This window comes from Bacillus sp. 05T21, from assembly GCF_056396785.1.
Map to the genome: position 1 here is coordinate 19,836 of NZ_JBFTMD010000013.1, position 26,096 is coordinate 45,931.

Genomic DNA, 26,096 nt, shown 5'->3' on the forward strand with positions numbered 1-26,096 from the left:
ATATAATGGATGTATACACTATTTGAAGAAAGAAGGATAGAACTTTGCTAGTAGAACTAAGGGGAATTCAAAAGAAGTATGGCAGATCACTTATACTAGACAACATCGATTTATCCATTCCAGAAGGAGAAGCACTCGCTATTATTGGTGGGAACGGGACTGGAAAAAGTACTTTACTCAAAATAATTGCAGGCTTTATTCCACCTACGGCAGGGACACTTCAAAGAAAAGAACATATACAAATCGGTTATGTCCCTGAACATTTTCCTGAAGGAATTCGTTTTACATTAGAGGATTATTTATATCATCTCGGCCACATTCACGGTTTATCAACAAAATATTTAAGAAATAAAATTCCGATGCTCCTTGAATCTTTTCATCTACATCATGCAAAGCATTACGTTGTACGAAACTTTTCAAAAGGTATGAAACAAAAAACAGGCATTATGCAAGCATTACTTACGGACGTCCATTTATTAATTCTAGATGAACCTCTTTCTGGGCTCGACCCTAACTCTCAGCAAGAATTAGAGCATATTTTACTCTCATTAAAACAACAAGGCATATCTATACTCTTCACATGTCACGAAAAACAACTACTAGAAAACTTCGCCGATAGAATTGTGACATTAGCAAATCATACAATTGCGGAAGATACCTCTGTGCAAAAATCAACAGAACAGGTCTATATTGAGGCAATTGTTCACGAAACATTTTCAGCTATAGAACTACAAAAGCAATCAGGATTTATACAAGTTACACACAATTCAAATCAAAACCTCATTCAATTACAAATCGAAAAGGAATATACAAACGAAATGCTTCAGTTTTTATTACATAAAAAAGCATCTATCACACTGCTACAGCCTAATTTTTAAATCGAAAGAAGGTTTATTATGTTTGCGCTTATTCGTTACCATTTTCTCGACTACACAAAATCGTATAAGTACATTCCTACTATTGCGATGTACTGCATAAGCTTACTTTTTGTATATACATATAAACCAACTCCCATTGTACCGACATACTTAGAAACAGCACTCGCACTTTATTTATTATCTGCCTGGATTACAGTCACAATTTTTCATACTGAAGATCCTGTACAAGAACAAATCACTATTTCACATACAAATAATATTTCGGCATTATACGTTGGTAAATATATTACGGCTCTTCTTATTTGTACTGTTTTATCTTTTATATCCGTAATCTATCCAATTATTTTGCAAATGTTTAATGAAAAAATGACAGCTTCTTTATTTCTAGTCGGATTTCTCGCTCACATGTCTTTATCTATACTAGGAATTTCAATCGCAACATTATTTACTAGAAATATTATTCAAAAAGCAAGCACCGCTTGGCTTAGTCTTACATTTATATTACTTATGACGATTGCCTCAATTCGGTTAAAAAAAGAGTTACTATGGTTTTTACCACCTGTCGAAAGCTTTATAATGCTTGGACAATACAAATATAATATACTTACTCATACTCTATGGCTTACAGCTTGGGCTATCGTATATTCATTTTTATTACTTACTTTATTTCTTCTTCTCGTTCGCAGAAAACGTTTTTGATTACATATTAAAGGGGACTAAACAATGATTGGAATACTAGCAGGAATGGGTCCAAAATCAACCGGACCATTCGTCGATACAGTTGTAGCAGAGTGCCAAACAATATATGGAGCAAAGCATGATATGGACTTTCCTCATATGATGATTTATTCGTGCCCAACACCGTTTTATATGGATCGCCCTATTGATCATGCGGCGATGAAAAAAGCGATTATTGAAGGAGCGCAAAAACTTGAAAGTACTGGTGTAGATTTCATCGCAATGCCATGTAATACAGCGCATCTTTATTTCGAGGAATTACAGCGTTCTATTACCATTCCTATTTTGAATATAGTCGATGAGACGTTAAAAGCAATTCCTGAAAATACAAAAAGAGTCGCTCTTCTTGCAACAGAAGCGACTGTTCAAGCAGGTATTTACCAAGACGGAATTACAAAACGTAATATAGAGTACATTCATAATGAACAATGGCAAGAAATGATTAATCAAATTATTACTTGTATTAAAGGCGGAGAAATTGAGGAAGCTCGTAAATTATGGAGTCTGCTCGTTTTACAGTTAAAAGACGAAGTAGATACCGCTATTATCGCATGTACCGATTTGAATGTGGTGGTGAGTGAGGACTTTGTTGATTCCGCTCAATGTCTTGCGAAAGCAGTTGTTAGGATCTATGCATCAAATATAAAAAGGTCTTCATAAACATAGAACACATCCCTTTTGAAATGTGCTTTGTGTTTGATAAAAACCCCCAAAACTTTTAACTTTTTTCACAATTCTTTCAAAGTAATCACACTTAATCTCGCTATATTAAATAAGTAGTTTATTCATATAGGGAAGGTTAGGGGAACTGAAGTATGAAACAAAATCGTTCGCTTCATTATATTTTTTGGCGTTGGCATTTTTACGCCGGGCTTTTTATTACGCCGCTTCTTATTACTTTGTCACTGAGCGGAATTGGGTATTTATTTCGGGAAGAAGTTGAAGATTTCATCTATAAAGATTTATATTTTGGGAAGAGCGCCCAAACAGAATCTATTTCGATGTCTGATTCTATTTCATTAACAGAGAAAAAATATCCACATTATAGTGTGGCGAAAATTAGTGAGTTTAATGGGGATTATAATACTAGGCTTACGATTGCTAATGAATATACAGGAAAGCAAAAATTTGTGTATTTAGATAGCAATAATCAAATTGTTGGGGATCAAAATGCAGCTGAAACGTTTGCCAATATAATGCGTGAATTACATAGTTCCCTTTTAGTCGGTGGCACTGTCGTCAATTATATTGTAGAACTTGCAGCGTGCTGGACAATCTTTTTAATTGTAACCGGTTTGTATATGAGTATACGCCAATTCAAAAACACACCAGCATCCAATAAGCGAGAAAAGGCAAAACGACGTCATTCTATTATCGGTATTATATTTACAATTCCTCTCGTTCTTTTAGTTGCATCAGGTTTACCTTGGTCAGGATTTATGGGTAACCAAATTTATAAAATCGCAGCGTCGAATGAATCAATCGGATATCCGAAATTGTATATGGCACCACCTGAATCAAAGGTAAAAGAATTACCCTGGGCAACAAGAAAAGAAGCTCCTCCGGAATCAAACTCAAATGAACCAAAAGCAATTTCAGTTGATGAATTACAAAAAGGAATTGAAATAAAGAAGCCATACGTTATCTCACTACCGACTGATCCGAAAGGTGTATTCACTGTTTCGAAATCAAGCGGTTCCGGTATTACAGGTATGGATGTGGCACCAAATGAAGAAATAACAGCTTACTTTGATCAATATAGCGGAGAACTCATTTCGAAAACGGACTATCGTGATTATGGATTATTTGCACAATGGTTCACTTACGGTATCCCGCTTCACGAAGGACATTTATTCGGATGGCCAAATAAAATATTATGCTTACTAACGACGTTATCTTTATTACTTCTTATTTATTACGGAGTAAAAATGTGGTTAGCGAGAAAACCGAAAGGAAAATTAGCAGCACCTCCTAAGCAAAGAGATAAGAAAAGCACATTCATTTTCTTTATCATGATGGTTATACTAGGCGCTGTCATGCCTTTATTCGGACTATCTGTTTTAGTTATTTTCGCGATTGAACTTCTCATATATGTATTTTTAAAAATACGATCATAGTAAAAAGGGACAGTCCAAAAAATCTAATTTTGGACTGTCCCTTTTTCATTATGGAGCAAGATTGCAACAGCACATGAAATTATATCGACTTAACTACAAAATACGACAGTAGGAAAAGACCATCCCAAAATACCTTTTGAGATGGTCTCTTCATCACTGCGCCATTTTCTTTCGGTACATCTTCCCGTTCCAGTAGAAGAATCGTGAAGTGAGCCCTCCGTATTTTACAATGCGCCGTGCCATTTTGTGCATATTCTTTTGTGCTGATACTTTTTGGTCTGATAAATAAATACCAAGTAATCCTCGGCTTATGAGACGATGAAACTTCGCATGAGGCAAATCACCAATGCTCTTCTCTGCTTCTTCTACAAAATGTTTCATACGATCTAATATAGCTTGCTCGTTTTCATAATAACTACAGAAATTCAAATCTCCGCCGATACGGTCTTCTTCTTGATCGATGAAATAATCAAGTAAAATATGAAGTCCTTGTACGTATGGAAAATACCCTTGTCTAATTTTTACAATATCTTCTTCATGTAACTCATCATGAAATGCATATGCTACAAGACAGAAAATTCCAAGCGTAGAACCTGCACATGCTGAAAACTCAAACCAACTCATCGGTGGTAAATTTTCTTTATGCGCTTCAAACCATGTTTTTAAGCGTGGTTCTCTTTCTTCTAACTTCACGTGTTTATGAATTTGCAAATCACAATAATAACAAGCAAGTTCATGAAGAATTGGAGCAATTTTATCATAATGCTTCGTTTTCTTTAAAACATCCTGACATGTTTCAACAAGCTCATCTAAATAACCACCATCATCTTGATCATCACGATAACGATAATAGTTACCGCCCCCTTCAACTTCAGGGCTTAATGCCATTACCATCGACTCATGAAGAGCCGCAAAGTCTTTCGGGTCAAGTGATGTACTACGATCACATAAATTATCTAAATAGTCGCTAATCGTTTGATAAGCTACGATAAAACGAATACATTCCTCACGATGTTCATTTGCTAGTAGCGCTAAAATACCACCGCCTTCACAATGAAACGTTTTATTTTCAATACTTGCGATCGCTTGACTATGAAGCTCGTCATTCGGAATATGGTAGGCACGCTCTTTCCACATCGCTAGCTCATGGTGTACAACCGGAAACACATCACGGTATACTTTGGCCATGAGCGTTATGGGATTACTCGGTACGTTCACTTCTTCCTTCATCTCCTCTATTAAATGTACAAATAATAATTTATTTGTTTGTTTCTACTATATTATTGACACGTATTTCAGTAAATGACTGAATATAATTCAAAATTTCATCACGCTCATACTCATTTAATAACTCATGATAACAATTAGGCCACTCCTTATATGCCTTATCACTAATTTTAACATTATCAAACCATGTACGGACACGTGTTTTATCTACAAGTTTATCCTCACACGCCTGCATTAGCAAGAGCGGAACATCTGGAAAATCATCTATTTTCTCATGAGCAATCTCGATAGACTTAATCAATTCACTATACCAACGTACTGATACTTTACGCAAGAACAATGAATCATTCTCCATCGCATCCCTCACTTCATGATTACGAGTTGACATTTCTACAGTGAGATTTGTTGCAAATTGCAATTTTGGAGCAACGACATTTAATATTTTTGAAGCAGCACGAAGCGAAGCGGAGGGTGCAGCTAATACTCCTAAACAAGGTGAGCTTAGTACAATCCCATCTATGTCCTCTCTTTTCGTTTCTTGCATCATACGAATAACGACAAGTCCTCCCATACTATGACCAAATAAAAAAATAGGCAATCTATATTTCCTTGCTTCTTTCACCCATAACTTTATTTCCTTTATGTATTCATCAAATGAGTCGATATGTCCTCTATTTCTTGAAGTGGTTCCGTGTGCTGGAAGATCGCCCATAACGACGTGATAACCGATATGATTCCACATTTCTGCAACTGCTTCATAACGCCCGTGATATTCCATGGCACCATGTACGATAATAATGACGGCTTTCGCTTCCTCCGCTTCATAGTTCCACATACGAAACTCCCCCATTTCACTCTTTTTCATAATTTGATACACTAAAACTAGTCTCTAGGAAAGGAAGGCTTTACATGATATATCCTTACAAAGAAAAAAATCCGAAAATTGCGAGTAGTGCTTTTATCGCTGACTATGTTACCATTACAGGCGATGTGACAATTGGCGAAGAATCTAGCATTTGGTTTAATACAGTCATCCGCGGTGATGTATCACCAACGATAATTGGAAATAGAGTAAATGTACAAGATCAATGTACACTTCACCAAAGCCCCCAGTATCCTCTTATTTTAGAAGATGACGTTACCGTTGGGCATCAAATTATTTTACATAGCTGCAAAATTAAAAAAGATGCTTTAATCGGAATGGGATCTATCATATTAGATGGCGCTGAAATTGGTGAAGGAGCTTTCATCGGTGCTGGTAGTCTCGTTTCACAAGGAAAGAAAATCCCTCCTAATACGTTAGCTTTCGGTCGCCCTGCGAAGGTCATTCGCGAATTAACAGAAGAAGACCGTAAAGATATGGAACGTATCCGCACACAATACGTTGAAAAAGGACAATATTATAAATCGTTACAAAAGTGATTTTATCGCTGCCATAAGACTGGCAGCTTTTTTTATGAAAAAATCTAACTTTTTCTTTACAAAACCTTATTATCCCCTCAATAAAATCTTATTAAAATAGAAGTTAATAACTCCATATATATGTAAATGAGGGAGGAAAAATCTCATGAAGGTCAGTGGACTATATAAAATAGAATGTTACATCTTCAAAGGAATTAATCGCTACTTTGATCAAAAAACATTAAACATCTTTTTCAGCAATATTACCCATATCGGTGGTGCAAGTTTTTCCATTGCACTTACCCTATTCTTTTTAATTTTCGCAACAGGGAATTTGCATCAAGCTGCAATTGCAACTGCTATTTCTTTGACAATTAGCCATATTCCTGTGCAAATATTAAAAAGATGGTATCCACGAAAACGTCCTTATTTAACAATTCAAGATGCGAAATATCCAGTACAGCCTTTAAAAGATCATTCTTTTCCATCCGGACATACAACCGCTGTTTTCTCTGTCCTCATTCCATTTATTTGCTATAATCCAAACTTGCTTGCTTTTCTATTACCGTTAGCATTATGCGTCGGTATTTCCCGTATTTATTTAGGGCTTCATTATCCGTCAGATGTATTTGTAGGCATGTGCCTTGGCACTTGCTCTGGCATCATCTCTTTTTATCAACTCATTCCACTCATGTAAAGGAGCGATATGATGAGAGTCGCCATATTTACCGATACATTTACACCACAAGTCAACGGTGTGGCGAAAACTTTGGAACGTTTAACTAAATATTTTCAAAAAGAAAATATCGCCTATTCTGTTTTCGCCCCTCAGCATACGGCAGAAGATAATTTCGTAGCGAATGTGAACAAAATGAGAAGTATCCCGTTAACAATATTATATCCAGAATGTCGCTTTGCCTTTCCTACTCCGCGCATTAAGCGGGAACTTCTTGCCTTTAAACCTGATATCATTCACATCGCTACGCCTTTCAATATGGGACTTTGTGGGTTATATTATGCCAAAAAGTTAAATATCCCAGTTGTCGGTTCTTATCATACTGATTTTGACGCCTATTTACGCTATTACAAAATCGAATTTCTCTCCAATATGCTATGGAACTATTTAAGCTGGTTTCATAGTCATATGCAAAAAAACTTTGTTCCTTCTCCTGAAACATTACATCAATTAAAGAAAAAAGGATTTCAACAGCTCTATATTTGGGGACGTGGTGTAGATTGTACTCTCTTTCATCCAACTTACAATAAAGACCTATTCCGAAAAAAATATAATATTACAGCGAAATATATTCTTTCCTACGTCGGGCGCCTTGCTCCTGAAAAAGATATCGATACTCTTCAAACACTTATTCAAACGACAAACAAAGAACGTGACGATATTCATTGGCTCATCGCTGGAGACGGGCCTCTAGCAACAAATTTGCGTGAAGCTGTTCCGAAAACAAATGTCACTTTTACTGGATATTTACAAGGGGCGGATCTAGCTGAAGTCTACGCTTGTTCTCATATGACGGTATTTCCATCAGCTACTGAAACGTTCGGAAATGTCGTACTTGAATCATTTGCATGCGGTACACCTGTCATTGGTGCAAATAGTGGAGGAGTTAAAAATATTATTACAGATGGAAAAACGGGAGTTCTTTGCCCACCCAAACATGCGGATTCATTTCTATCATCCATCCATTCTTTATTGCAAAATGAAGAGCAGCTTATGCAAATGGGCATAGCGGCTTCGTCTTATGCCCAATCAAAAAGCTGGGATGGAATCTTTCGTGGCTTACTTGACCAATATGAAACAGTCCTTCAGCACACCGCATCAGAATTACTCGCTTAAAAAGAAATGACAAAATTTATTAATGCTTATAAAAGTGCAAGTTCTCAACTAATCAAGAAGGACTTTCCACAAGTGAAAAAAACTTTAGAAAGAAATGTTTTGGTCAAGAAGTTTTTGCTTACTAACTACTGGTAGTTCGCCAATAGACGTAGTAAAGAAACATATTGAAAATCAAGGTAAAAAGTGAGGTGAAATGATATGACAAAGCAGAATAAAGCATATAAATTCCGGTTGTATCCAACAGAAGAACAAGCAAATCTTATACGTAAAACCTTCGGTTGTGTACGTTTCGTGTACAATAGAATGTTAGCTGAGCGAAAAGAAGCGTACGAAAAATACAAAGATGATAAGGAACAACTAAAGAAACAAAAGCCTCCAACCCCTGCGAAATATAAAGCAGAATTTGAGTGGTTAAAAGAAGTTGATTCATTAGCTTTGGCAAATACTCAACTACACTTGCAAACTGCATATAAGAATTTCTTTAGTGGTCAAAATAACTTCCCAACATTCAAAAGTAAAAAGGACAGAAAGTCTTATACAACGAATGTAGTAAACGGTAATATTCTGTTGCTTAATGGTCATATCAAATTGCCAAAACTGAAAATGGTACGCATCAAAAAACATAGAGAGATACCACAAGATTATATGATCAAGTCTTGTACGATTTCTATGACACCTACTGGTAAATACTATGTGTCAATCTTGACTGAATACGAAAAAGAGATTGTACAAAAAGAAGTAGAAACAGTTGTTGGATTAGACTTTGCAATGGATGGATTATACGTCAGTTCTGAGGATGAGAAAGCCAATTATCCTAAGTTCTATCGTAACATGTTAGACCGATTAACAAAGGCGCAACGAGTATTATCAAGACGCAATAAAGGTTCTGAACGTTGGAATAAACAACGTATTCGTGTAGCTACGTTACATGAGAAAGTAGCTAACCAACGTAAGAATTTTCTTCATCATGAGTCTAAAAAGTTAGCTGCCAATTTTGATGTTGTAGCTATTGAAGATCTAAACATGAAAGGAATATCGCAAGCACTTCATTTTGGAAAAAGTGTCGCTGATAATGGGTGGGGTATGTTCACTTCTTTCTTAACTTATAAACTAAACGAACAAGGAAAACAACTTGTGAAAATAGACAAATGGTTTCCATCAACAAAAACATGTAGTAGCTGTGGAAATGTGAAAAGTCTGACATTGTCTGAACGAATCTATTCTTGTATATGCGGTGTAGATCTCGATAGAGATTATAACTCAGCCATCAATATCAAAAATGAAGCAATACGTCTTTTAGCGTCAGCATAAATTGTAATAAAATAACCTTTGGAACAAGGGAGTTAGCTCGGCTGTCTTAGGACGAATTCGTTAGCTATCAGAAGTAATGATTAACCGAGAAGCCCTCACTTCAAACACTCCTTTAGGACGTTAAGTGGCGGGTAGTTCACGAAATCCCCTTAAAATTAACTTACTCACATACCTTTATACAGTAATTGTTCCCCAATTTCTGTATATCAAAAAACCTTTCATTCATTTGAAAGGTTTTTTTGAGCTTGTACATATTCTTCTTTCGTATTCACATTTATAAACCAATCTGCATTCGCCTGTACCTCTTCACCAGCAATATACTTCACATTACATTGTGATAAAAGTTGGCCCATACTTCTTTTTTCTTCTTGAAGCAAAGCATAAATTTCTTCTTTCACACGGTTATGATACGCTGCAAGTAACGGTTGTTTTCTTCCATTAATAATAGGGACAACCGCATCATATTCATTGCTCGTTTGCTCTAGTAAAATGGTAAACCATTCATGCGAAACATTTGGCGCATCGCAAGGCATAATAGCGTACCAATCTGCTTCTACATATTCCATTCCTGATACAATTCCAGCAAGTGGTCCATTTCCTTTATAATGCGGAATATCTTCTATAACAGGAACTTGTACGAGTTTCTCTACTCGCTCTTTTATATCAGAATGACTAATGACTACAACTTCTTGCAAATTACTTGTCATCACTTTCACAATATGCTCAACGAAAGTATTCCCCTTCCAAATTGCTAATGCTTTCGGCTCACCAAATCTACTCGACATACCTCCTGCCAATACAATTCCAGCCCACTTACTCATTGGCGATGTAGCTCAAATGTAATATGACCTAATTCCGGTAAAATTAACTTATTCATCGCAAGACGAACTGCTCCGCTAGACCCTGGCATTGAAAAGACAACTTTCCTTCCAATAGTACCGCCAATTGCTCGACTTAACATCGCAGCGCTTCCGATATCTTCTAAATAACTAATCATACGGAACAACTCACCAAATCCAACAATTTCTTTATCTAATAACACTGAAACTGCCTCAATCGTTACATCACGTTTCGTAATACCAGTTCCGCCATTCGTTAACACGACATCAACATCTTCCCTATGATAACCAGCTAAAACAGCCTGCTGAATACTCTCTTTATCATCTTTCACAATTTCATAAGAGGTCACTTTATGTCCTGCTTCTATTAATAATGCATGTAACAATTGACCACTCTTATCCGTCTCTTCCGTACGTGTATCGGAAATCGTTACAATCTTGCAGCGCACTTCTTTTGGAGCTTGTTTTTTATGTTCAGTTACACTCATTTTTCATCTTTCCTTTCCTAAAGACTTTTCTTCATTTTATCATACATATCTTTACACAATTATGTATGAAGCCAATGATGCACCGTGATACAATATAAGTATATACGACCACAAAAAGGAAAATATACCTTCTTATACGCCTGGACTACACACCATTAACTCTTTAAATCCCCTTATATTTTCTACATAGTAGATTTCATTTTAAATTACAAAATAATTTGGAGGTTCACTCACTATGGAACTATACAAAAAATTAACAACAACATTCATCCTCTTATTTGTTGCTTCCATCACTGTCGGTTTTTCTCTAAAAGGAGCAATTCCATACGCTACATTAGTGAGTATTATATTCGCAACGCTATTTTTACTGAGCAGTGCTTTTTGCGCAGGAAAAGCACGCCAACTGAAAGGGTGACCGTCTATGTTCCGTAAGAAACCAATCCTTTGTAAATCATGTGAAAAGGAAATACAAACGTATGAAAAAGCGTGGATTCATATGCCATTTCCGGCAAGTGGTATGACAAATATGAAGAAGTATATTGAGCTAGACGGGGAAGTTTATTGTAGTTCTTGCATTCAAGTAGTAAATAAAGTGAAACTTTAATCAGTGGGGATTTTGTTCTTCCCCACTGATTATTAGTTGAACCAATCGGGCTTTTACGGGCAGTTAGCCTCCTACCTAACTTTTTTGCTTTACAGCCGAATTTTGAGGTGGGAGGCTTACTGCCCGTTAATGCGGGATAAAACCAAATAAAAAAAGCTTTGCGACACGCGCAAAGCTTTTTTTTCATATATTATAGACCAGCTTGCTCTTTTAAAGTAGCTGCTTTGTCTGTACGTTCCCATGTAAGATCTACATCAGTACGTCCGAAGTGGCCGTAAGCTGCTGTTTGTTTGTAAATTGGGCGACGTAAGTCTAGCATTTTAATAATACCAGCTGGGCGAAGATCGAAGTTGTTACGAACTAGTTCTACTAGTACGTCTTCAGATACTTTACCAGTGCCAAATGTATCAACTGAAATTGATACTGGTTGCGCTACGCCGATTGCGTATGCAAGTTGTACTTCTGCTTTGTCAGCAAGACCAGCTGCTACGATATTTTTCGCAACATAACGAGCTGCATATGCTGCAGAGCGGTCAACTTTTGTTGCATCTTTACCAGAGAATGCACCACCGCCATGGCGAGCGTATCCACCGTAAGTATCAACGATAATTTTACGTCCTGTTAAACCAGCATCACCTTGTGGTCCACCAATTACGAAGCGGCCAGTTGGGTTAATGAAGAATTTCGTTTCTCCATCCATTAATTCTGCTGGAACTACAGCTTTAATTACATGCTCTTTTAAATCGCGATCGATTTCTTCCCACGTAACATCTGGATGATGCTGTGTAGAAATTACGATTGTATCTACACGTACAGGTTTACCATTTTCATCATACTCAACTGTAACTTGCGTTTTTCCATCCGGACGTAAGTATGATAATGTGTCATCTTTACGTACTTCAGTTAAACGGCGAGCTAATTTGTGAGCAAGCGAGATTGGAAGTGGCATTAATTCTTGTGTTTCATTACATGCGAAGCCAAACATTAAACCTTGGTCTCCCGCACCAATTGCCTCAATCTCAGCGTCAGTCATTAGACCTTCGCGTGCTTCTAGTGCTTGGTCAACACCCATAGCGATGTCAGCAGATTGCTCATCGATAGATGTTAAAACTGCACAAGTTTCTGCATCGAATCCGTATTTTGCGCGTGTGTAACCAATGCCTTGAATTGTTTCACGAACGATTTTTGGAATATCTACGTAAGTAGAAGTCGTAATTTCCCCCGCTACCAATACTAAACCAGTTGTTACAGTTGTTTCACAAGCTACACGTGCATTTGCGTCCTTTGCTAAGATCGCATCTAAAATTGAATCAGAAATTTGGTCACAAATTTTATCTGGATGTCCTTCAGTTACAGACTCAGATGTGAACAGATGACGTTTTTTTGTCATGTGGTAAACCTCCCTACAGTAATTGTATATATTGTACGGAACTCATCCTTAATTTGCCACAAACTGCGACATACATTTATTCTCCCACACAAGCATACAGAAAAACCTTTCCTACTTAACATAGAGGAAAGGTTTAATTTGCTACTTGCATACTGCTTTTTGCCCTTTGCTCTTATCGTTCGAGACCGTTAGCCTCGCACAGGTTTTAGCACCTATTCACCTGTATTTACCACTACAAGTGAGGTTGCTGGGCTTCATCGGGCCTGTCCCTCCGCCAGCTCGGGATAAGAGAGTATCCGTCCCAACCTATACTAAAGAAATGATATTCATTTGTCAATTAATATTCACATTTTCCTGAAAGTTTTTCTCAATACCCATAGAATGAAATATTAATAGGGAAATGATACATTCACACAAACAAAAATAAATAAATAGTATACATTATTTATATAATTGTGTTATACTATTGATGGGGATTACGAGAAATATTTCATTAAATGAAAAGGATGGTATATAAATATGAGTACTGTGAATGTCCAAATTGGTTTACATGAATTATTGAACGGAAGCAATGCACAGATTCAATTAAGTGTTCCGCAATTAGTGGAAAAAGTATTAATGCGAAACGAAGGGAAATTAACTTCTACTGGTGCCGTTTCTGCTTCAACAGGAAAATACACAGGACGTTCTCCTAAAGATAAATTTATTGTGAAGGAAGCATCGGTTGCTGACAAAATTGCTTGGGGAGCCGTGAACCAACCGATCTCTGAAGAACATTTTAATAAATTATATATAAAAGTTTTAGAATACTTAAAAGAAAAAGAAGAGTTATTCATCTTCAAAGGATTTGCTGGCGCTGATCGCAACTATCGCCTACCAATTCAAGTTGTTAACGAATATGCATGGCATAATTTGTTCGTACATCAATTGTTTATTCGTCCAAATGAAGAAGAATTAGCAACTCACGAATCAGAGTTCACAATTGTTTCTGCACCAAACTTCAAAGCAGATCCAGCAATTGACGGTACAAATTCTGAAGCATTCATTATGGTTTCATTCGAAAAACGTATCGTACTAATCGGTGGTACAGAATATGCTGGAGAAATGAAAAAATCAATCTTCTCTATTATGAACTTCTTACTACCTGAACAAGACATTCTTTCTATGCACTGCTCTTCAAACGTAGGCGAAGAAGGCGACGTAGCACTATTCTTCGGTTTATCTGGAACAGGCAAAACAACATTATCTGCTGATCCAAACCGTAAATTAATCGGTGACGATGAGCACGGTTGGTCTGATAACGGCGTATTCAATATTGAAGGCGGTTGCTATGCAAAATGTGTAAACCTTTCTCATGAGAAAGAACCACAAATCTTCGATGCAATCAAATTTGGTTCAGTTTTAGAAAACGTTGTCATTGATGGTCAAACACGCATCGCTGACTATAACGATACTACTTTAACAGAAAATACACGTGCTGCATACCCTATGCATGCGATTGACAATATCGTACTGCCAAGTGTTGCAGGACATCCAAATACAATTATTTTCTTAACTGCTGATGCATCTGGCGTATTGCCTCCAATCAGCAAGTTATCAAAAGAGCAAGCTATGTACCATTTCTTAAGCGGTTACACTAGTAAGCTAGCAGGAACAGAGCGCGGTGTTACATCTCCGCAAGCTACATTCTCTACTTGCTTCGGTTCACCGTTCTTACCGCTTGATGCATCTCGTTATGCTGAAATGCTTGGTGAAAAAATCGAGAAACATGATGCGAAAGTATTCTTAGTAAACACTGGCTGGACTGGTGGCGAATACGGCGTTGGTAAACGTATGAACTTAGGTTACACTCGTGCAATGATTCAAGCAGCACTAAGCGGTGAACTTGCTAAAGCCGAAACTGCAAAACACGACATCTTTGGCCTTGAAGTACCTCGTCATGTTCCAGGTGTACCTGATGAAGTATTAATGCCTGAACAAACTTGGGCTGATAAAGATGCTTACAAAGCGAAAGCAATTGAGCTTGCAAACGAATTTAAAGAAAACTTCAAAAAATTCGATAGCGTTTCTGAAGCTATTATTAACTTAGGCGGTCCAATCGCTTAATTACAAATTTTCTGTTGGAATAACCCTTTTACTCATATGAATAAGTGTCGTGTAACCGTAAAGTTCCGCGTACTCACCGACAAAACCCAATGCGGCTTAACGGTTACACACACTTACATAAAAAAGAAGCTTACGTTAAAAACGTAAGCTTCTTTCTATATCTTATATAAAGTGAAACTTTAATCTCTTCATCTATTGCATACCAATACCCATAAATTTACAGAAAATTCTTTTTATAATCATTCATTTGTAGTTTCCTATGATATGATATAATTTACATATAAAGGAAAGGGTGAGGCCCATGAAAAATTTTTCTCGTACAGGAAAAATTTTATTCAGTTATGGAGCGATTCAAATGTTTTGGGGACTTGTGATGCTTAACGTTAATTTATTTGAGCATACAAGTAAAACGATAAAATACATTATTCTAATTATCGGAATAGCTTGTTGTATTGTATCCAACTTTTTTAAAGAACCTAAGAGTCATACTACTAAGTGATTTCATATTAACTTATTGGAAGCGGAAACCTATATTTTATACAAAGTTACGCTTCCTGTTGTACTATCCACCGCCGGATCCCTTATTCCAGAGTAAGCCAATTTTCAATTTAAGTAACCAGATTTTCATTTATACAAATCACGGCTTCGAACATATAAACTATTTTCCCACTCACTACATCCTTCTGGTTTCACACCGTATGGGACTAAAAAAGGATCTGACCGCTTCTATCCACCGCCAGATCCTCTATTCCATCTAAAAAAGTTCCAAACCTAATTTTCAATTGATATACTCGGATTTTCAAACATACAAACCACGGCTTCGAACATATAAACTATTCCCCCACTCACTACATCCTTCTGGTTTCACACCGCATGGAAACAAAAAAAGGCCCTAACCGCTTCTATCCACCGCTGGATCCTCTATTCCATCTAAAAAGAGGCTCTTTTAGCTCTTTTAGCTCTTTTAACCCTTTGTTAATTCTTCTTCATCCTTCATACTATAATAACCTAAATTAATAACGATTAAGAAATAACCACCCAGAATACCTACTGCAAATGCCCACATTACCATATGATGCTCAATTTCGTACATAATAATAGCACCCAAAATTGCAGCTGCAAAGCGATTAAACATACCAAGCGTCGGCGCTTTCGTCTTCTTTACTATACTATCTCCAAGCTTTTCGATACGCCTTCCTAAAATCCAAACACAATACATGCTTACAATAAGTCCAATTCCAGCACCTAGAAAATGTGCTGAAAACGGTGTTAACATCCAGCCTAATAACAGAATACCTAGTAGATAATACGATTGAATTTTAAACGACCTTAATGACATACTAATCATATTGTACTCCCCTTCAATAGTTTTTATCTATCCAACCAAAGCTATATAACTCATTTCTTTCGAGTCCATACTACTAAAAATTCATTTCACTCAAATTTAAAAAACATAAACAGTATGTTTATGTTTTTTAAATGCTTTTAGGAAATAATATTATACAAGATTTCTAATATAGAATCCCTCATAAATGTGACGTTTTTCAAAACATTTTCGTCCAATTATGAAAAAATTGATATCAATCTATGAACATACGGATATGATGTAATAAGCACATTAATAAAGGGGGCGTCTAATGATTTATTTTTTAATGGCTCTCATTCATCTCATTGTTCCTGCACTTATTGGACTTTCATTATATTGGTACATGAAAAAACATAGTATTTTCTATGCTGTCCTCGGTGTTCTTCTTCCAGGTATTATTCTTATTACACTCTTCCGTATTCCTTTTCTTAATTTAATCCCACTTATTACTTCCATTTTATTCCTCGTATTTTTACCAAAAATAAAAAAATAGGAAAGCAGATCATAAATGATCTGTTTTCCTATTTTGATATAGGTTCTTGCACGATAGAATTAGCTTCTACTTTCTCTGATTTCACAAACCATAAACCGAAGAAAATGATGATTCCACCGATTATTTGTTGAAACGATACATATTCATTTGCCCATACAGCTGCAAATAAAACAGCTACAAGCGGCGTAATATACATATATACCATCGTATGTGACGCACCAATTTTTTGAACACCAACATACCACATGACTAAACCGAATACTGTTACAAAGAAAATAGAATATAGTAAAGCAAATAGTGTCATTCCGTGTGTAATGTGAAATGGCATGACAAATACATGTGGACCACTTAACAATAAAAGCGGAATCGCTCCAACTAATGTCGACCATGCAGTAACACGTAATGCTGAGTATTTTTTAATAAGCGGCCCTGCTAAAACGGGATAAAGTCCCCAACATATTGATGTAATAAGTCCAATCCCATTTCCATAGAAAGAACTAGCGAGTGAATGCCCCGCTACTAAAACTAATGTAGCACCAATAAAGGCAATCATGGAACCAACTAACTTTCGAGAAGAGAATTTTTCTTGTTTCAAGAAAATCGCAAATAAAGTTGTAAAAATAGGTGAAATAGATATGAGTAAAGAAGCATTTGTAGCGGATGTGTATTTTACAGTTTCCATAAATAACGTTTGATACAGTACAATACCTACAACGCTAACGATGATTAATCTTGGTATATCTTTTCGCTCCATATAAAGTGACTTTTCGATAAAGAACGTAAGTAATAACAGTAGTGGTGCTGCTGTCATCATTCGAACTGCAGTAAACTCAATTGCTGTAAATTCTAAAAGTCCATATTTCGCAATCGTATAGTTAATCCCCCAAATAATAACGACACTTAAAATTAATAACTCAATTCCCCATCTTTTCATGCGCAACCCCCTCCGCAAAGAGAATTATACAGAAAATTCAACTATATGTACATTTCATTATGTGAAAAAATCCATAAGAAAAAGGAGCATATTATATACTCCTTCTCTCTTCATTATACTCGAACATGTAACTTCATATTCGGATTATAAAACTGGCTTGGGCTCTTCAGCTGGAAAGTCCCTCCAACTTCATGCCAATCAACTGTTAATTTATCATCCATAAATACAAGCTTTGTGCGATCTGCAATAAAGTTTAGTACGCTTGATTCGATATCTACATCGCGCTCATCTTTCTCTGAAACGGCTACTAAATCAATAATCCCGCTCATAACACAACCGCAACCTTCATTATCATAAAATAACTTTATATATTTCGTTTCACTTGGAATCGTATCCATAATCTTTTTATATGCTGCTTCTGTTACAGTAACGTACATGTGTTAACCTACATCCTCTCTTCTCGTATCATTTATATATTGTACCACCATTTTTCTTGAATCTTATATGCAGAAAATTAAGACTACTATAAAATATATGTGATAAAGTGAAACTTTAATCAGGGAGGTATCCATCCCCCTCTGATTATTAGCCCTCGCCAATCAGGCTTTTACGGGCAGTTAATGCGTGATAAAGGAGGGTGTATCACTGATGTTCAAACTACAGCGATATCTCATTTTCTTATGTCTATTAGGTAGCTTTTTTATTTCCAGCGGAATGGTATTACAACATATACTTCCCTATTCTCCTTCTATTGGCTGGATTCTAGGTTTTATTTGTTTCCTATCCGCTTCTTATTTTTCCATAAAAAAACAAAAACAACTAACAAAGTAAGAACTATCTTAAGGAGGATTACCAAACATGCCAGCCTTAAAAGAAATAGAACAATAACTTAATCATTTATTACAGGAGAAATCCATTGCCATATCGACAATGATTATGGTAGGCATAAATACTCACTCATTATGGATTATGCGAAAGAAACAAATATGTCACTCATCGGTGTGTCACACTCTGCCTCTGAATATTTAGTGAAAGAGACATTGATGTATGATTGGTTTAAAGAGAATTTTGATGTAGATGTTACTTTGATTCCGCAGGAGACCTGGTGGTTATAAAACTAATAACACCTCCCCTATTTTAAAATCTATATACACAATACGATCGACCACACAAAAATATAGAATCTACAATATATATATAGTAGTTCTACTTTTAAAACTATATTTTCAAAAATATAGAAAGGAGATAATATATGTACCAACGCAATTGCTTTAGTTGTGACGGTAGACGCAACAGCGGTTCTATCGGCAGTACTGGACCTACTGGCGCTACTGGACCCACTGGTGCTACTGGACCTACTGGCAATGCCGGGCCTACCGGGTCCGGTTTGCAAAGTACTACCGCTTTTAGTCTAGCAGCCGCTCCTAACTATAAAACGGGACAAGTTGTCACTTACACGAGTAGCGGCTATGTTGTAAAAAAAGATGCACCTCAAGGATTTCCGAATGTGTCTCAAGATTATATCGTATTGGTAGAAGGTGGTCCTACTGGTTCTACTGGCTCTACCGGACCTACTGGGGCTACCGGACCTACCGGGGCTACTGGCTCTACCGGGTCTACTGGGGCTACTGGTTCTACCGGACCTACTGGGGCTACCGGACCTACTGGTCCTACTGGGGCTACCGGGTCTACTGGTTCTACTGGTTCTACTGGTTCTATCGGACCTATTGGACCTATTGGTTCTACCGGAAACACCGGGCCTACTGGTTCCACCGGTTCTACTGGGTCTACCGGAGCTACTGGTCCTACTGGCAGCATTGGACCCACTGGTATTACTGGACCTACCGGAATCACTGGGCACACCGGTAGCAGTTCAGCAAAAAGCATCCTTTTCCAAGGAACTAACGCTGAGTTTCAACGTATAGCAGGTGCTCCAGCAGTTGATTCCAATATTATTCCTTATGTAATTGCTGGATTTGGAAATATAGCTGGTTTTTCTGCATCTATAAATGTAAATAATTTGCCTATAGAAGTTTATACAATTCAAATCTGCACTAATGTCCCAACAAACCTTTCCGCCCCTACCTCTAATCACGTTATATCTACTATTACTTTTACCACTACGGCTAAAATCACTGGAACAATCACATTTACTATTACTCCTTCAGACGTTGGATCACAGCTAGTTCAAGTGTATGACCCTACCCCTTTACCAGGACCTGCCACTGTTATTTGGACTAGTACAACAACTGGAAATCCAGTTTCAAGAGGAGACGCATTATGCCTTTATATTAGCCCTGGGATTACTGACAGTGCTATATACTCTATTTTTCTAATTACCTCTATTTAAACTGTACTCTATAGAAAAAGCTTTAATCAGTAGGGGGATCCCTTCCCTACTGATTATTGGTTGAACCAATTGGATCTTAACGCAAGATAAATTAAAAAAACATCACTTTTGATTAAGTAATGTTTTCTATTTATCTCTTACACTATCATTAAATCGGCAACATAATCTCAACAGTCGTTCCAACTCCAACTTCGCTTTCAAAGTTCAATTTACCGTGGTGATCTTTAATAATTTTTTCCGTAACTACTAATCCTAAGCCTGTTCCAGTTTCTTTCGTTGTGTAAAAAGCTTCATTTAGCTTCGGAATTTTATCTTTTGGAATGCCGCATCCCTCATCTATAACTTGAACAATGATTACATCTTCCACAATAACTTTCACATTAATAGTTCCGCCAACTGACATTGCTTCAATCGCATTTTTTATTAAATTAAAAAATACTTGTTTCAATCGTTTTTCATCGCATGTAATTGGAGGTATATCTTTACTATAAATAGCATGTATTTTCACCCCTTGTTCTAATGCTGGCTTTTCCATAACTCGGATAACATAAGAGATGATTTCTTTTATGTTATGAGTTTCTGATTCTATCGATTTAGAGTTCTCAAATCCACTTAGTTCGTTAGCAATTATATTAATACGATCTACTTCCTGTTTCATAATGTCGCTATAAACCTTATCTTCTGGATGTTTTTTCGCTTGCTTATTCACAAGTTTTTTCAATTTCACTAACGGCCTTCTAATCTTATCGCCAATTACTGTTGCCATTTTTCCAACCATCGCTAATTTTTCTACCTTTTGTATTTCTTTATCCATCATTTCAAGTTTGCGAACGTAAGACTGAAATCTTAAAAGTATAATCCAACATATAATAGCAAATACGCTGCATAATGCCATTGGAATTAGAACGATAGCGGATTGAATAACGATTCCCATAAGAGCGTACTTTCCAACAAGTATCCCTGCTACTAACAAAAAATATCTTTTATTCACAAAGATTGGTGCAAATAAAATAAAAAATCCTTCTACTATATTACCGCCATCAAATTCAGCATCACTTCCGTAATAAATAATGAAGTTATGAATAAAATCCAATATATTATAGCCAATTAAAATAATGTACTTCACAATATATGGCTTTTTCTGTTTCATAAAATAAATTCCAGTAAAGAATAATAAGACCATCAAAATATATAACCATAAACCTAATCCTTCTCCAAAAACATCTGCTGGCTTTAGATCTCCCTCCGAGAAAAAGACAGTAGCCTTTTCAGCAAAATCATACACAAAAAATATAACAAAGAATAAACTTAAAAATATTTTCAACGCCTTTATTTCTTCCTTTTCAAATATATAGTCTTTGTCCATATAGTAGCTCCTTTAACAACACCTCTTAATCTTGTGCCACATTACGCTCAAGTTTTTTCAGAAGTACTATTTCCACTCTCGTTCCTTTCTTTACTTCACTAGAAATATGTAATTCTCCAAGATGCTCTTTAATAATTCGCTCTGCTACCGTAAGGCCTAATCCGATTTTGTCTTGCTTCGTTGTATAAAAAGCCTCTGTAACTCTTCCTAAATTCTCTTTTTTTATCCCGAAACCATTATCTACTATACTTACTATTACATAATCTCTTTTTTTATCTTCAACTTGTATTTGTAATGTTCCACCGTGCTCCATTGCCTCTAAAGCATTTTTAATAACATACAAGAATACCCCTTTTACTTTACGTTTATCACATTCAATTTCACTTCTATTATACTCTTCATTGAAGGTGAAATTTATATTTAGCTCATCCATTTTTTCACGCATATTTGCTACTGCTTGTATTAGAACATCACTTACAATATGTTTTTCATAAACAGAAGGTTTACATGTAGCAACCTCCATCAATTCGCTAATCATGTTATTTATATTTTCTATTTCAATAATCATTTGTCCATATGTCGCATCTTTTTTGTGCTTTTCTTTTTGTAATTGCGTAAACCCTTTTAATGACGCGAGTGGATTTTTTATTTCATGCCCGACTGTCGCTGCCATTTTTCCGATAACCGCCAATTTTTGTGACTGACTAGCCTCTGTAATACTTTTCTTTACTGCTGAAAGATATTGTAAAAACCGATTTAAAATAATATACGACACGAAAAGCAATAACATATTCATAACAAGAGGTGTAAATAAATTAAGTTCTCCAAATACAAATAGGTATATCATATATTTCCCTATAAGAAATGGCGTTAACATAAATAAATATCGTTTACTTAAAAATATTGGCACGAAAAAAATGAAAATAAATTCGATGATATTCCCTTCATCAAATGCTATCTTATTATGAAAGGCATACCATCCAATATTAAAAATCTCCGCAATCATGTATGCAAATAAGTATGTATATTTAACTAAATGTGCTTTGCCCCTCTCAAATAAATAAACACTAATACCTAATATAGTCATAATATATGTAATCTTCCATATTACTTTATACCAATTTTCTAAAGGCATTTTATCTTCTAATATAATGGCATATGCAACCTCGTATCCTATTAAAATAACATGTAATATCCATAAGAAAATCTTAGCGTTTTTCTTTTCTTCTTTAGCCGATAGAAAACTTCCTCTCACTTCAACACCCCTTCAAAATGATATTTCAAAGAATACCATTTATTATAATAAACGATTTTAATAGGTAAACAAAGATAAAATAAACTAAATAAGTAATATATACCCATAGTTATATAAGCATAAAACTAACGAAAAATAATACGTATAATATGGGAGGTGCTTTATATGGACGGTCGTGAAAATAAAAAAATAGAACAGTTACAATCCTTTACAAAAGACAATGAAGGAAAAGAGATGACAACAAATACAGGTGTCAAAATTTCAAATGATGAAAACTCCTTAACAGTTGGTGATCGTGGTCCTACACTTTTAGAAGATTTCCTGATGCGAGAAAAACTCGCTCATTTTGACCGTGAACGAATTCCTGAAAGAGTCGTTCATGCCCGCGGTTACGGAGCACATGGTGTTTTTGAGCTATATGATTCTTTAGAAGACTTAACAATGGCTCATTTTTTACAAGACCCATCTAAAAAGACACCTATTTTTATTCGTTTTTCTGAAGTTGCTGGATCAAAAGGTGCAAATGAAACGAACCGAGATGTACGAGGATTCGCTGTTAAGTTTTATACAGAGGAAGGAAATTTCGATTTAGTGGGTAATAACATTCCGATTTTCTTCATTCAAGATGGTATTAAATTTCCGGATCTTATTCATGCTCTTAAACCAGAGCCACATAATGAGATTCCCCAAGGACAAACAGCACACGATACTTTTTGGGACTTTATCGCCAATAATCAAGAATCAGCTGCGATGATGATGTGGATTATGTCGGATCGCGCAATTCCGAGAAGTTTTCGAATGATGCAAGGGTTCGGCGTTCATACATTTCGTTTCGTTAATAAACATGGGAAGTCACGATTCGTAAAATTCCACTGGAAGCCAAAGCTTGGCGTTCACTCGTTAATTTGGGATGAAGCTCAAAAACTAGGCGGCGCTGATCCAGATTATCATCGCCGTGATTTATGGGAAAATATTAATGCCGGAAACTACCCTGAGTACGAACTTGGCGTTCAAATTTTAGAAGAAGAGGATGAATTTAAATACGATTTCGATATATTAGATGCAACAAAAATTTGGCCGGAAGAAGACTTCCCTGTTAAGATCATCGGAAAAATGACGTTAAACCGAAACGTTGATAACGTATTTGCGGAAACAGAACAAGTCGCACTGCACCCTGGAAGCATCGTCCGCGGTATCGATTTTACAAATGATCCTCTCTTACAAGGTAGACTCTTTTCTTATACAGATACACAATTAGCCCGCGTCGGTACAAACTATCAAGAGTTACCGATTAATCGCCCGGTATGTCCTTTTCATAACAATCAAAGAGATGGTGCGTCTAAATATATAATTGATAAAGGAAAAGTCGCTTACCATAATAACTCTTTAGCTAATAACTCTCCCTTTACTGTACCTGGTACGAAAGGCGGATTCGTTACATATCCTTCTACTGTTTCTGGACATAAAACAAGAGAGACAGCCGCTAGTTTTAAAGACCATTTCTCACAAGCCCGTTTATTTTGGAATAGTATGAGCCACGTCGAAAAAATCCATATTATGCAGGCCTTTTCCTTTGAATTAGGAAAAGTAAAAAGTAAATCAGTTCGCCAACAAGTCGTAGGTATGATTGGTCATATAAGTACAGAATTAGCTACTTTAGTAGCTGAAGCAGTCGGGGCAACAGTGCCAAATGTTCAAGAATCAAATGTTACAAAATCCTCACCAGCACTAAGTATGGAACATACAACATTCAGCCCAAATACATTACGAGTAGGCGTCATTGTCGCAAACGGATATGACGGTCAAAACGCACAATATATTATAAATCAATTCAAACAAGCCGGTCTTCAGCCCGTTATTATTTCCGAACGATTAGGTTTTGTGCAAGGCTCTCAAAATGGACAGTGGGAAGTGAATGATACTTTCTTAACAGGATCACCACTTCTTTATGATGGGCTACTTCTTATTGGCGGAAATATTAATGATCATTTTCTTAACAAGGCAAGTTCATTCGTCGTAGAATCGTATAATCACTTTAAGCCAATTGGCGCTTTCCAAAATGGAACTACTATTGTTCAATCTTTAAACATCGAAGGAAAACCTGGCGTTATAACAGAACAAAATCCTACCTTACTTGCAAATGAATTTATTCAGGCAATGACAAAACAGCGATTTTGGGAAAGAGCCTATTAAAATACATGAGGAGGATACGTCATGTTCGTTACAGTGGAAAAAGATGTACACATTTTTGTGCAAGATATGAACCCAGGTCCTGACAGTAAAACTGTTTTCTTTGTACACGGCTGGCCTTTAAATCACCAAATGTTTCAATATTAATTCAATGTTTTACCACAGCACGGGTTTCGCTGCGTCGCTATGGACATTCGCGGAAACGGGCAATCTGATAAACCATGGACTGGTTACACTTATGATCGTTTAGCTGATGATATCGCAATTGTATTAGAAGCACTTCAAATAGAAAATGCTGCGTTAGTCGGCTTCTCAGTCGGTGGCTCTCTCTCTATTCGGTATATGTCACGATATAATGGGCGTCGTATTTCCAAACTTGCATTAGTGGATGCTGTCTCTCCTTCTTTCGTGAAAAACCAAGAATCCCCTTACGGCGTACCGAAAGAACAAGCAGATGCTCTGATTGCTCAAATGTATGTAAATTTACCTAAGTTTCTAAGTGATGTATCTTTATCATTTTTTAATAGAAACTTAGGAGCTGCCACGTTAGAATGGTTTTCTTATCTCGGTATGCAGTCCGCTTCTTATGCTCTCATCAAAATTTTGCAAGCCGCTGCAAACGAAGACGTAACGAAGGACTTAAGTAAAATTAACGTCCCAACAAAAATATTCCACGGTGTTCACGACCAACTCATCCCTTATAAAAGTGCTGAGCTAACAAAAGAGCGAATCAAAAACTCTGAACTATATCCTCTTACAAATAGTGGCCACGGCTCTCCAATCGATCAAGCGGATGAATTAAATAAGGAACTGATAAAATTTTTAAATTCATAGTTCCTTTACAGTAAAAAAAGAATTTGCCCTTACGGCAAATTCTTTTTTCTTAACTACCTTTTGCACGAGCAAATTCCACATATGACTTATTCTTCTCTTCCATTAAAAATAAAACGATAATGCGGAAAAAATGAAGAGTTGGAACAATTGTCATACAAAGAATAGATAAAAAATAAGCACGCTCATCGTTAAACGCATAAATACTAACAACTCGAAATCCTGTCTGTTTATAAATCCATACAACAAATAATTGCAAACTAAAAATTAATAACAAATCTGGAACTGATTCTATTAAAATCAAACAAATTGTCCAATTATATACTAGATGAAAAATTCACATACTTCTCACAAATCAAT

27 protein-coding genes, 3 pseudogenes and 1 riboswitch are annotated in these 26,096 nt (G+C 36.2%); of the genes and pseudogenes, 19 read left to right on the forward strand and 11 right to left on the reverse strand.

All coding sequences use genetic code 11. From position 1 onward, the window contains the following. Positions 1-44 precede the first annotated feature (44 nt). From AC1DKZ_RS20355 to AC1DKZ_RS20370, 4 genes are all read left to right on the forward strand, one after another. Entirely contained in the window at positions 45-878 is an 834-nt protein-coding gene (locus AC1DKZ_RS20355; protein ID WP_476996949.1) for an ABC transporter ATP-binding protein, read from the forward strand. Between the two features lie 18 nt (positions 879-896). Next, complete coding sequence (locus AC1DKZ_RS20360; protein WP_476996950.1) at positions 897-1,577, forward strand: ABC transporter permease; 681 nt, start codon at positions 897-899, stop codon at positions 1,575-1,577. Between the two features lie 24 nt (positions 1,578-1,601). Next, positions 1,602-2,276, forward strand: coding sequence for an aspartate/glutamate racemase family protein (locus AC1DKZ_RS20365; protein WP_476996951.1), 675 nt, complete (start codon positions 1,602-1,604; stop codon positions 2,274-2,276). 155 nt (positions 2,277-2,431) lie between these two features. Continuing rightward, positions 2,432-3,733 carry a PepSY-associated TM helix domain-containing protein gene (locus tag AC1DKZ_RS20370; protein WP_476996952.1) on the forward strand — a complete coding sequence of 434 codons (1,302 nt, stop codon included), beginning with the start codon at positions 2,432-2,434 and terminating at the stop codon, positions 3,731-3,733. 153 nt (positions 3,734-3,886) lie between these two features. On the opposite strand, the gene AC1DKZ_RS20375 is transcribed toward AC1DKZ_RS20370, so the two are convergent. Further along, positions 3,887-4,951 (reverse strand): tetraprenyl-beta-curcumene synthase family protein, encoded by a 1,065-nt coding sequence (locus tag AC1DKZ_RS20375; RefSeq protein ID WP_002089107.1) that lies wholly within the window; start codon positions 4,949-4,951, stop codon positions 3,887-3,889. 40 nt (positions 4,952-4,991) lie between these two features. Continuing rightward, a complete protein-coding gene (locus AC1DKZ_RS20380; RefSeq protein WP_002089108.1) occupies positions 4,992-5,795 on the reverse strand; it encodes an alpha/beta hydrolase in 804 nt (267 codons plus the stop codon). 74 nt (positions 5,796-5,869) lie between these two features. Here AC1DKZ_RS20380 and AC1DKZ_RS20385 point away from each other — a divergent pair, with 74 nt between their 5' ends. The 5 genes and pseudogenes from AC1DKZ_RS20385 to AC1DKZ_RS20405 all read left to right on the forward strand — a co-directional run bounded on the left by AC1DKZ_RS20385 (position 5,870) and on the right by AC1DKZ_RS20405 (position 9,524). Beyond that, positions 5,870-6,382 (forward strand): gamma carbonic anhydrase, encoded by a 513-nt coding sequence (locus AC1DKZ_RS20385; RefSeq protein WP_476996953.1) that lies wholly within the window; start codon positions 5,870-5,872, stop codon positions 6,380-6,382. 145 nt (positions 6,383-6,527) lie between these two features. Then, positions 6,528-7,058: a phosphatase PAP2 family protein gene (locus tag AC1DKZ_RS20390; protein WP_002167520.1), complete on the forward strand. Its 531-nt coding sequence runs from the start codon at positions 6,528-6,530 to the stop codon at positions 7,056-7,058. Between the two features lie 12 nt (positions 7,059-7,070). Next, positions 7,071-8,213 carry a glycosyltransferase family 4 protein gene (locus AC1DKZ_RS20395; RefSeq protein ID WP_476996954.1) on the forward strand — a complete coding sequence of 381 codons (1,143 nt, stop codon included), beginning with the start codon at positions 7,071-7,073 and terminating at the stop codon, positions 8,211-8,213. Positions 8,214-8,216: 3 nt separating this feature from the next. Further along, positions 8,217-8,400, forward strand: a pseudogene (locus tag AC1DKZ_RS20400) (IS200/IS605 family transposase); the annotation flags it as partial. A gap of 11 nt (positions 8,401-8,411) precedes the next feature. Further along, the gene (locus AC1DKZ_RS20405; RefSeq protein ID WP_476996955.1) at positions 8,412-9,524 is read left to right on the forward strand and encodes an RNA-guided endonuclease TnpB family protein; all 1,113 of its coding nucleotides are present in this window, start codon (positions 8,412-8,414) and stop codon (positions 9,522-9,524) included. Between the two features lie 218 nt (positions 9,525-9,742). On the opposite strand, the gene AC1DKZ_RS20410 is transcribed toward AC1DKZ_RS20405, so the two are convergent. Continuing rightward, positions 9,743-10,345, reverse strand: a complete 603-nt coding sequence (locus AC1DKZ_RS20410) for a molybdenum cofactor guanylyltransferase (RefSeq protein WP_476996956.1) — start codon at positions 10,343-10,345, stop codon at positions 9,743-9,745. Next, positions 10,342-10,851: a MogA/MoaB family molybdenum cofactor biosynthesis protein gene (locus AC1DKZ_RS20415; RefSeq protein WP_002138739.1), complete on the reverse strand. Its 510-nt coding sequence runs from the start codon at positions 10,849-10,851 to the stop codon at positions 10,342-10,344. The genes AC1DKZ_RS20410 and AC1DKZ_RS20415 overlap by 4 nt, the downstream gene beginning before the upstream one ends. A 235-nt stretch (positions 10,852-11,086) precedes the next feature. On the opposite strand from AC1DKZ_RS20415, the gene AC1DKZ_RS20420 reads away from it, so the two are divergent. Together AC1DKZ_RS20420 and AC1DKZ_RS20425 are read left to right on the forward strand one after the other, a co-directional pair. Further along, positions 11,087-11,266 carry a hypothetical protein gene (locus AC1DKZ_RS20420; protein WP_002067722.1) on the forward strand — a complete coding sequence of 60 codons (180 nt, stop codon included), beginning with the start codon at positions 11,087-11,089 and terminating at the stop codon, positions 11,264-11,266. A 6-nt stretch (positions 11,267-11,272) separates the two neighbouring features. After that, positions 11,273-11,455 (forward strand): hypothetical protein, encoded by a 183-nt coding sequence (locus AC1DKZ_RS20425; RefSeq protein ID WP_002067721.1) that lies wholly within the window; start codon positions 11,273-11,275, stop codon positions 11,453-11,455. Positions 11,456-11,645: 190 nt separating this feature from the next. On the opposite strand, the gene metK is transcribed toward AC1DKZ_RS20425, so the two are convergent. After that, on the reverse strand, positions 11,646-12,845 hold the full coding sequence (gene metK, locus AC1DKZ_RS20430) for a methionine adenosyltransferase (protein WP_002112417.1): 1,200 nt from the start codon (positions 12,843-12,845) through the stop codon (positions 11,646-11,648). A 169-nt stretch (positions 12,846-13,014) separates the two neighbouring features. Then, positions 13,015-13,136, reverse strand: a riboswitch (SAM riboswitch). A 228-nt stretch (positions 13,137-13,364) separates the two neighbouring features. On the opposite strand from metK, the gene pckA reads away from it, so the two are divergent. Both pckA and AC1DKZ_RS20440 read left to right on the forward strand, forming a co-directional pair. Further along, the gene (gene pckA / locus AC1DKZ_RS20435) at positions 13,365-14,951 is read left to right on the forward strand and encodes a phosphoenolpyruvate carboxykinase (ATP) (protein ID WP_002089118.1); all 1,587 of its coding nucleotides are present in this window, start codon (positions 13,365-13,367) and stop codon (positions 14,949-14,951) included. 301 nt (positions 14,952-15,252) lie between these two features. Next, positions 15,253-15,450, forward strand: coding sequence for a hypothetical protein (locus AC1DKZ_RS20440; protein ID WP_476996957.1), 198 nt, complete (start codon positions 15,253-15,255; stop codon positions 15,448-15,450). Between the two features lie 465 nt (positions 15,451-15,915). On the opposite strand, the gene AC1DKZ_RS20445 is transcribed toward AC1DKZ_RS20440, so the two are convergent. Next, the gene (locus AC1DKZ_RS20445) at positions 15,916-16,299 is read right to left on the reverse strand and encodes an ATP synthase subunit I (RefSeq protein WP_002089121.1); all 384 of its coding nucleotides are present in this window, start codon (positions 16,297-16,299) and stop codon (positions 15,916-15,918) included. 289 nt (positions 16,300-16,588) lie between these two features. Here AC1DKZ_RS20445 and AC1DKZ_RS20450 point away from each other — a divergent pair, with 289 nt between their 5' ends. Next, complete coding sequence (locus tag AC1DKZ_RS20450; RefSeq protein WP_367963003.1) at positions 16,589-16,810, forward strand: hypothetical protein; 222 nt, start codon at positions 16,589-16,591, stop codon at positions 16,808-16,810. A 28-nt stretch (positions 16,811-16,838) separates the two neighbouring features. On the opposite strand, the gene AC1DKZ_RS20455 is transcribed toward AC1DKZ_RS20450, so the two are convergent. Together AC1DKZ_RS20455 and AC1DKZ_RS20460 are read right to left on the reverse strand one after the other, a co-directional pair. After that, a complete protein-coding gene (locus AC1DKZ_RS20455) occupies positions 16,839-17,744 on the reverse strand; it encodes a DMT family transporter (protein WP_002138747.1) in 906 nt (301 codons plus the stop codon). 113 nt (positions 17,745-17,857) lie between these two features. After that, positions 17,858-18,181 (reverse strand): iron-sulfur cluster biosynthesis family protein, encoded by a 324-nt coding sequence (locus tag AC1DKZ_RS20460; protein WP_002089124.1) that lies wholly within the window; start codon positions 18,179-18,181, stop codon positions 17,858-17,860. A 211-nt stretch (positions 18,182-18,392) separates the two neighbouring features. Here AC1DKZ_RS20460 and AC1DKZ_RS20465 point away from each other — a divergent pair, with 211 nt between their 5' ends. From AC1DKZ_RS20465 to AC1DKZ_RS20475, 3 genes and pseudogenes are all read left to right on the forward strand, one after another. Continuing rightward, the gene (locus AC1DKZ_RS20465) at positions 18,393-18,575 is read left to right on the forward strand and encodes a hypothetical protein (protein WP_002138748.1); all 183 of its coding nucleotides are present in this window, start codon (positions 18,393-18,395) and stop codon (positions 18,573-18,575) included. Between the two features lie 62 nt (positions 18,576-18,637). Beyond that, positions 18,638-18,859, forward strand: a pseudogene (locus AC1DKZ_RS20470) (Nif3-like dinuclear metal center hexameric protein); the annotation flags it as partial. Positions 18,860-18,996: 137 nt separating this feature from the next. Beyond that, complete coding sequence (locus AC1DKZ_RS20475) at positions 18,997-20,094, forward strand: collagen-like protein (protein ID WP_476996958.1); 1,098 nt, start codon at positions 18,997-18,999, stop codon at positions 20,092-20,094. 148 nt (positions 20,095-20,242) lie between these two features. Here the strand turns inward: AC1DKZ_RS20475 and AC1DKZ_RS20480 are convergent, their stop codons facing one another. Both AC1DKZ_RS20480 and AC1DKZ_RS20485 read right to left on the reverse strand, forming a co-directional pair. Beyond that, positions 20,243-21,460, reverse strand: coding sequence for an ATP-binding protein (locus tag AC1DKZ_RS20480; protein WP_476996959.1), 1,218 nt, complete (start codon positions 21,458-21,460; stop codon positions 20,243-20,245). A gap of 25 nt (positions 21,461-21,485) precedes the next feature. After that, positions 21,486-22,715: an ATP-binding protein gene (locus AC1DKZ_RS20485; RefSeq protein ID WP_353825558.1), complete on the reverse strand. Its 1,230-nt coding sequence runs from the start codon at positions 22,713-22,715 to the stop codon at positions 21,486-21,488. Between the two features lie 165 nt (positions 22,716-22,880). Here AC1DKZ_RS20485 and AC1DKZ_RS20490 point away from each other — a divergent pair, with 165 nt between their 5' ends. Both AC1DKZ_RS20490 and AC1DKZ_RS20495 read left to right on the forward strand, forming a co-directional pair. Then, a complete protein-coding gene (locus tag AC1DKZ_RS20490) occupies positions 22,881-24,908 on the forward strand; it encodes a catalase (RefSeq protein WP_476996960.1) in 2,028 nt (675 codons plus the stop codon). A gap of 21 nt (positions 24,909-24,929) precedes the next feature. Then, positions 24,930-25,739 (forward strand): annotated as a pseudogene (locus AC1DKZ_RS20495) (alpha/beta fold hydrolase). Between the two features lie 49 nt (positions 25,740-25,788). Here the strand turns inward: AC1DKZ_RS20495 and AC1DKZ_RS20500 are convergent. After that, positions 25,789-26,040, reverse strand: a complete 252-nt coding sequence (locus tag AC1DKZ_RS20500; protein ID WP_476996961.1) for an ABC transporter permease subunit — start codon at positions 26,038-26,040, stop codon at positions 25,789-25,791. Positions 26,041-26,096: the final 56 nt, after the last annotated feature.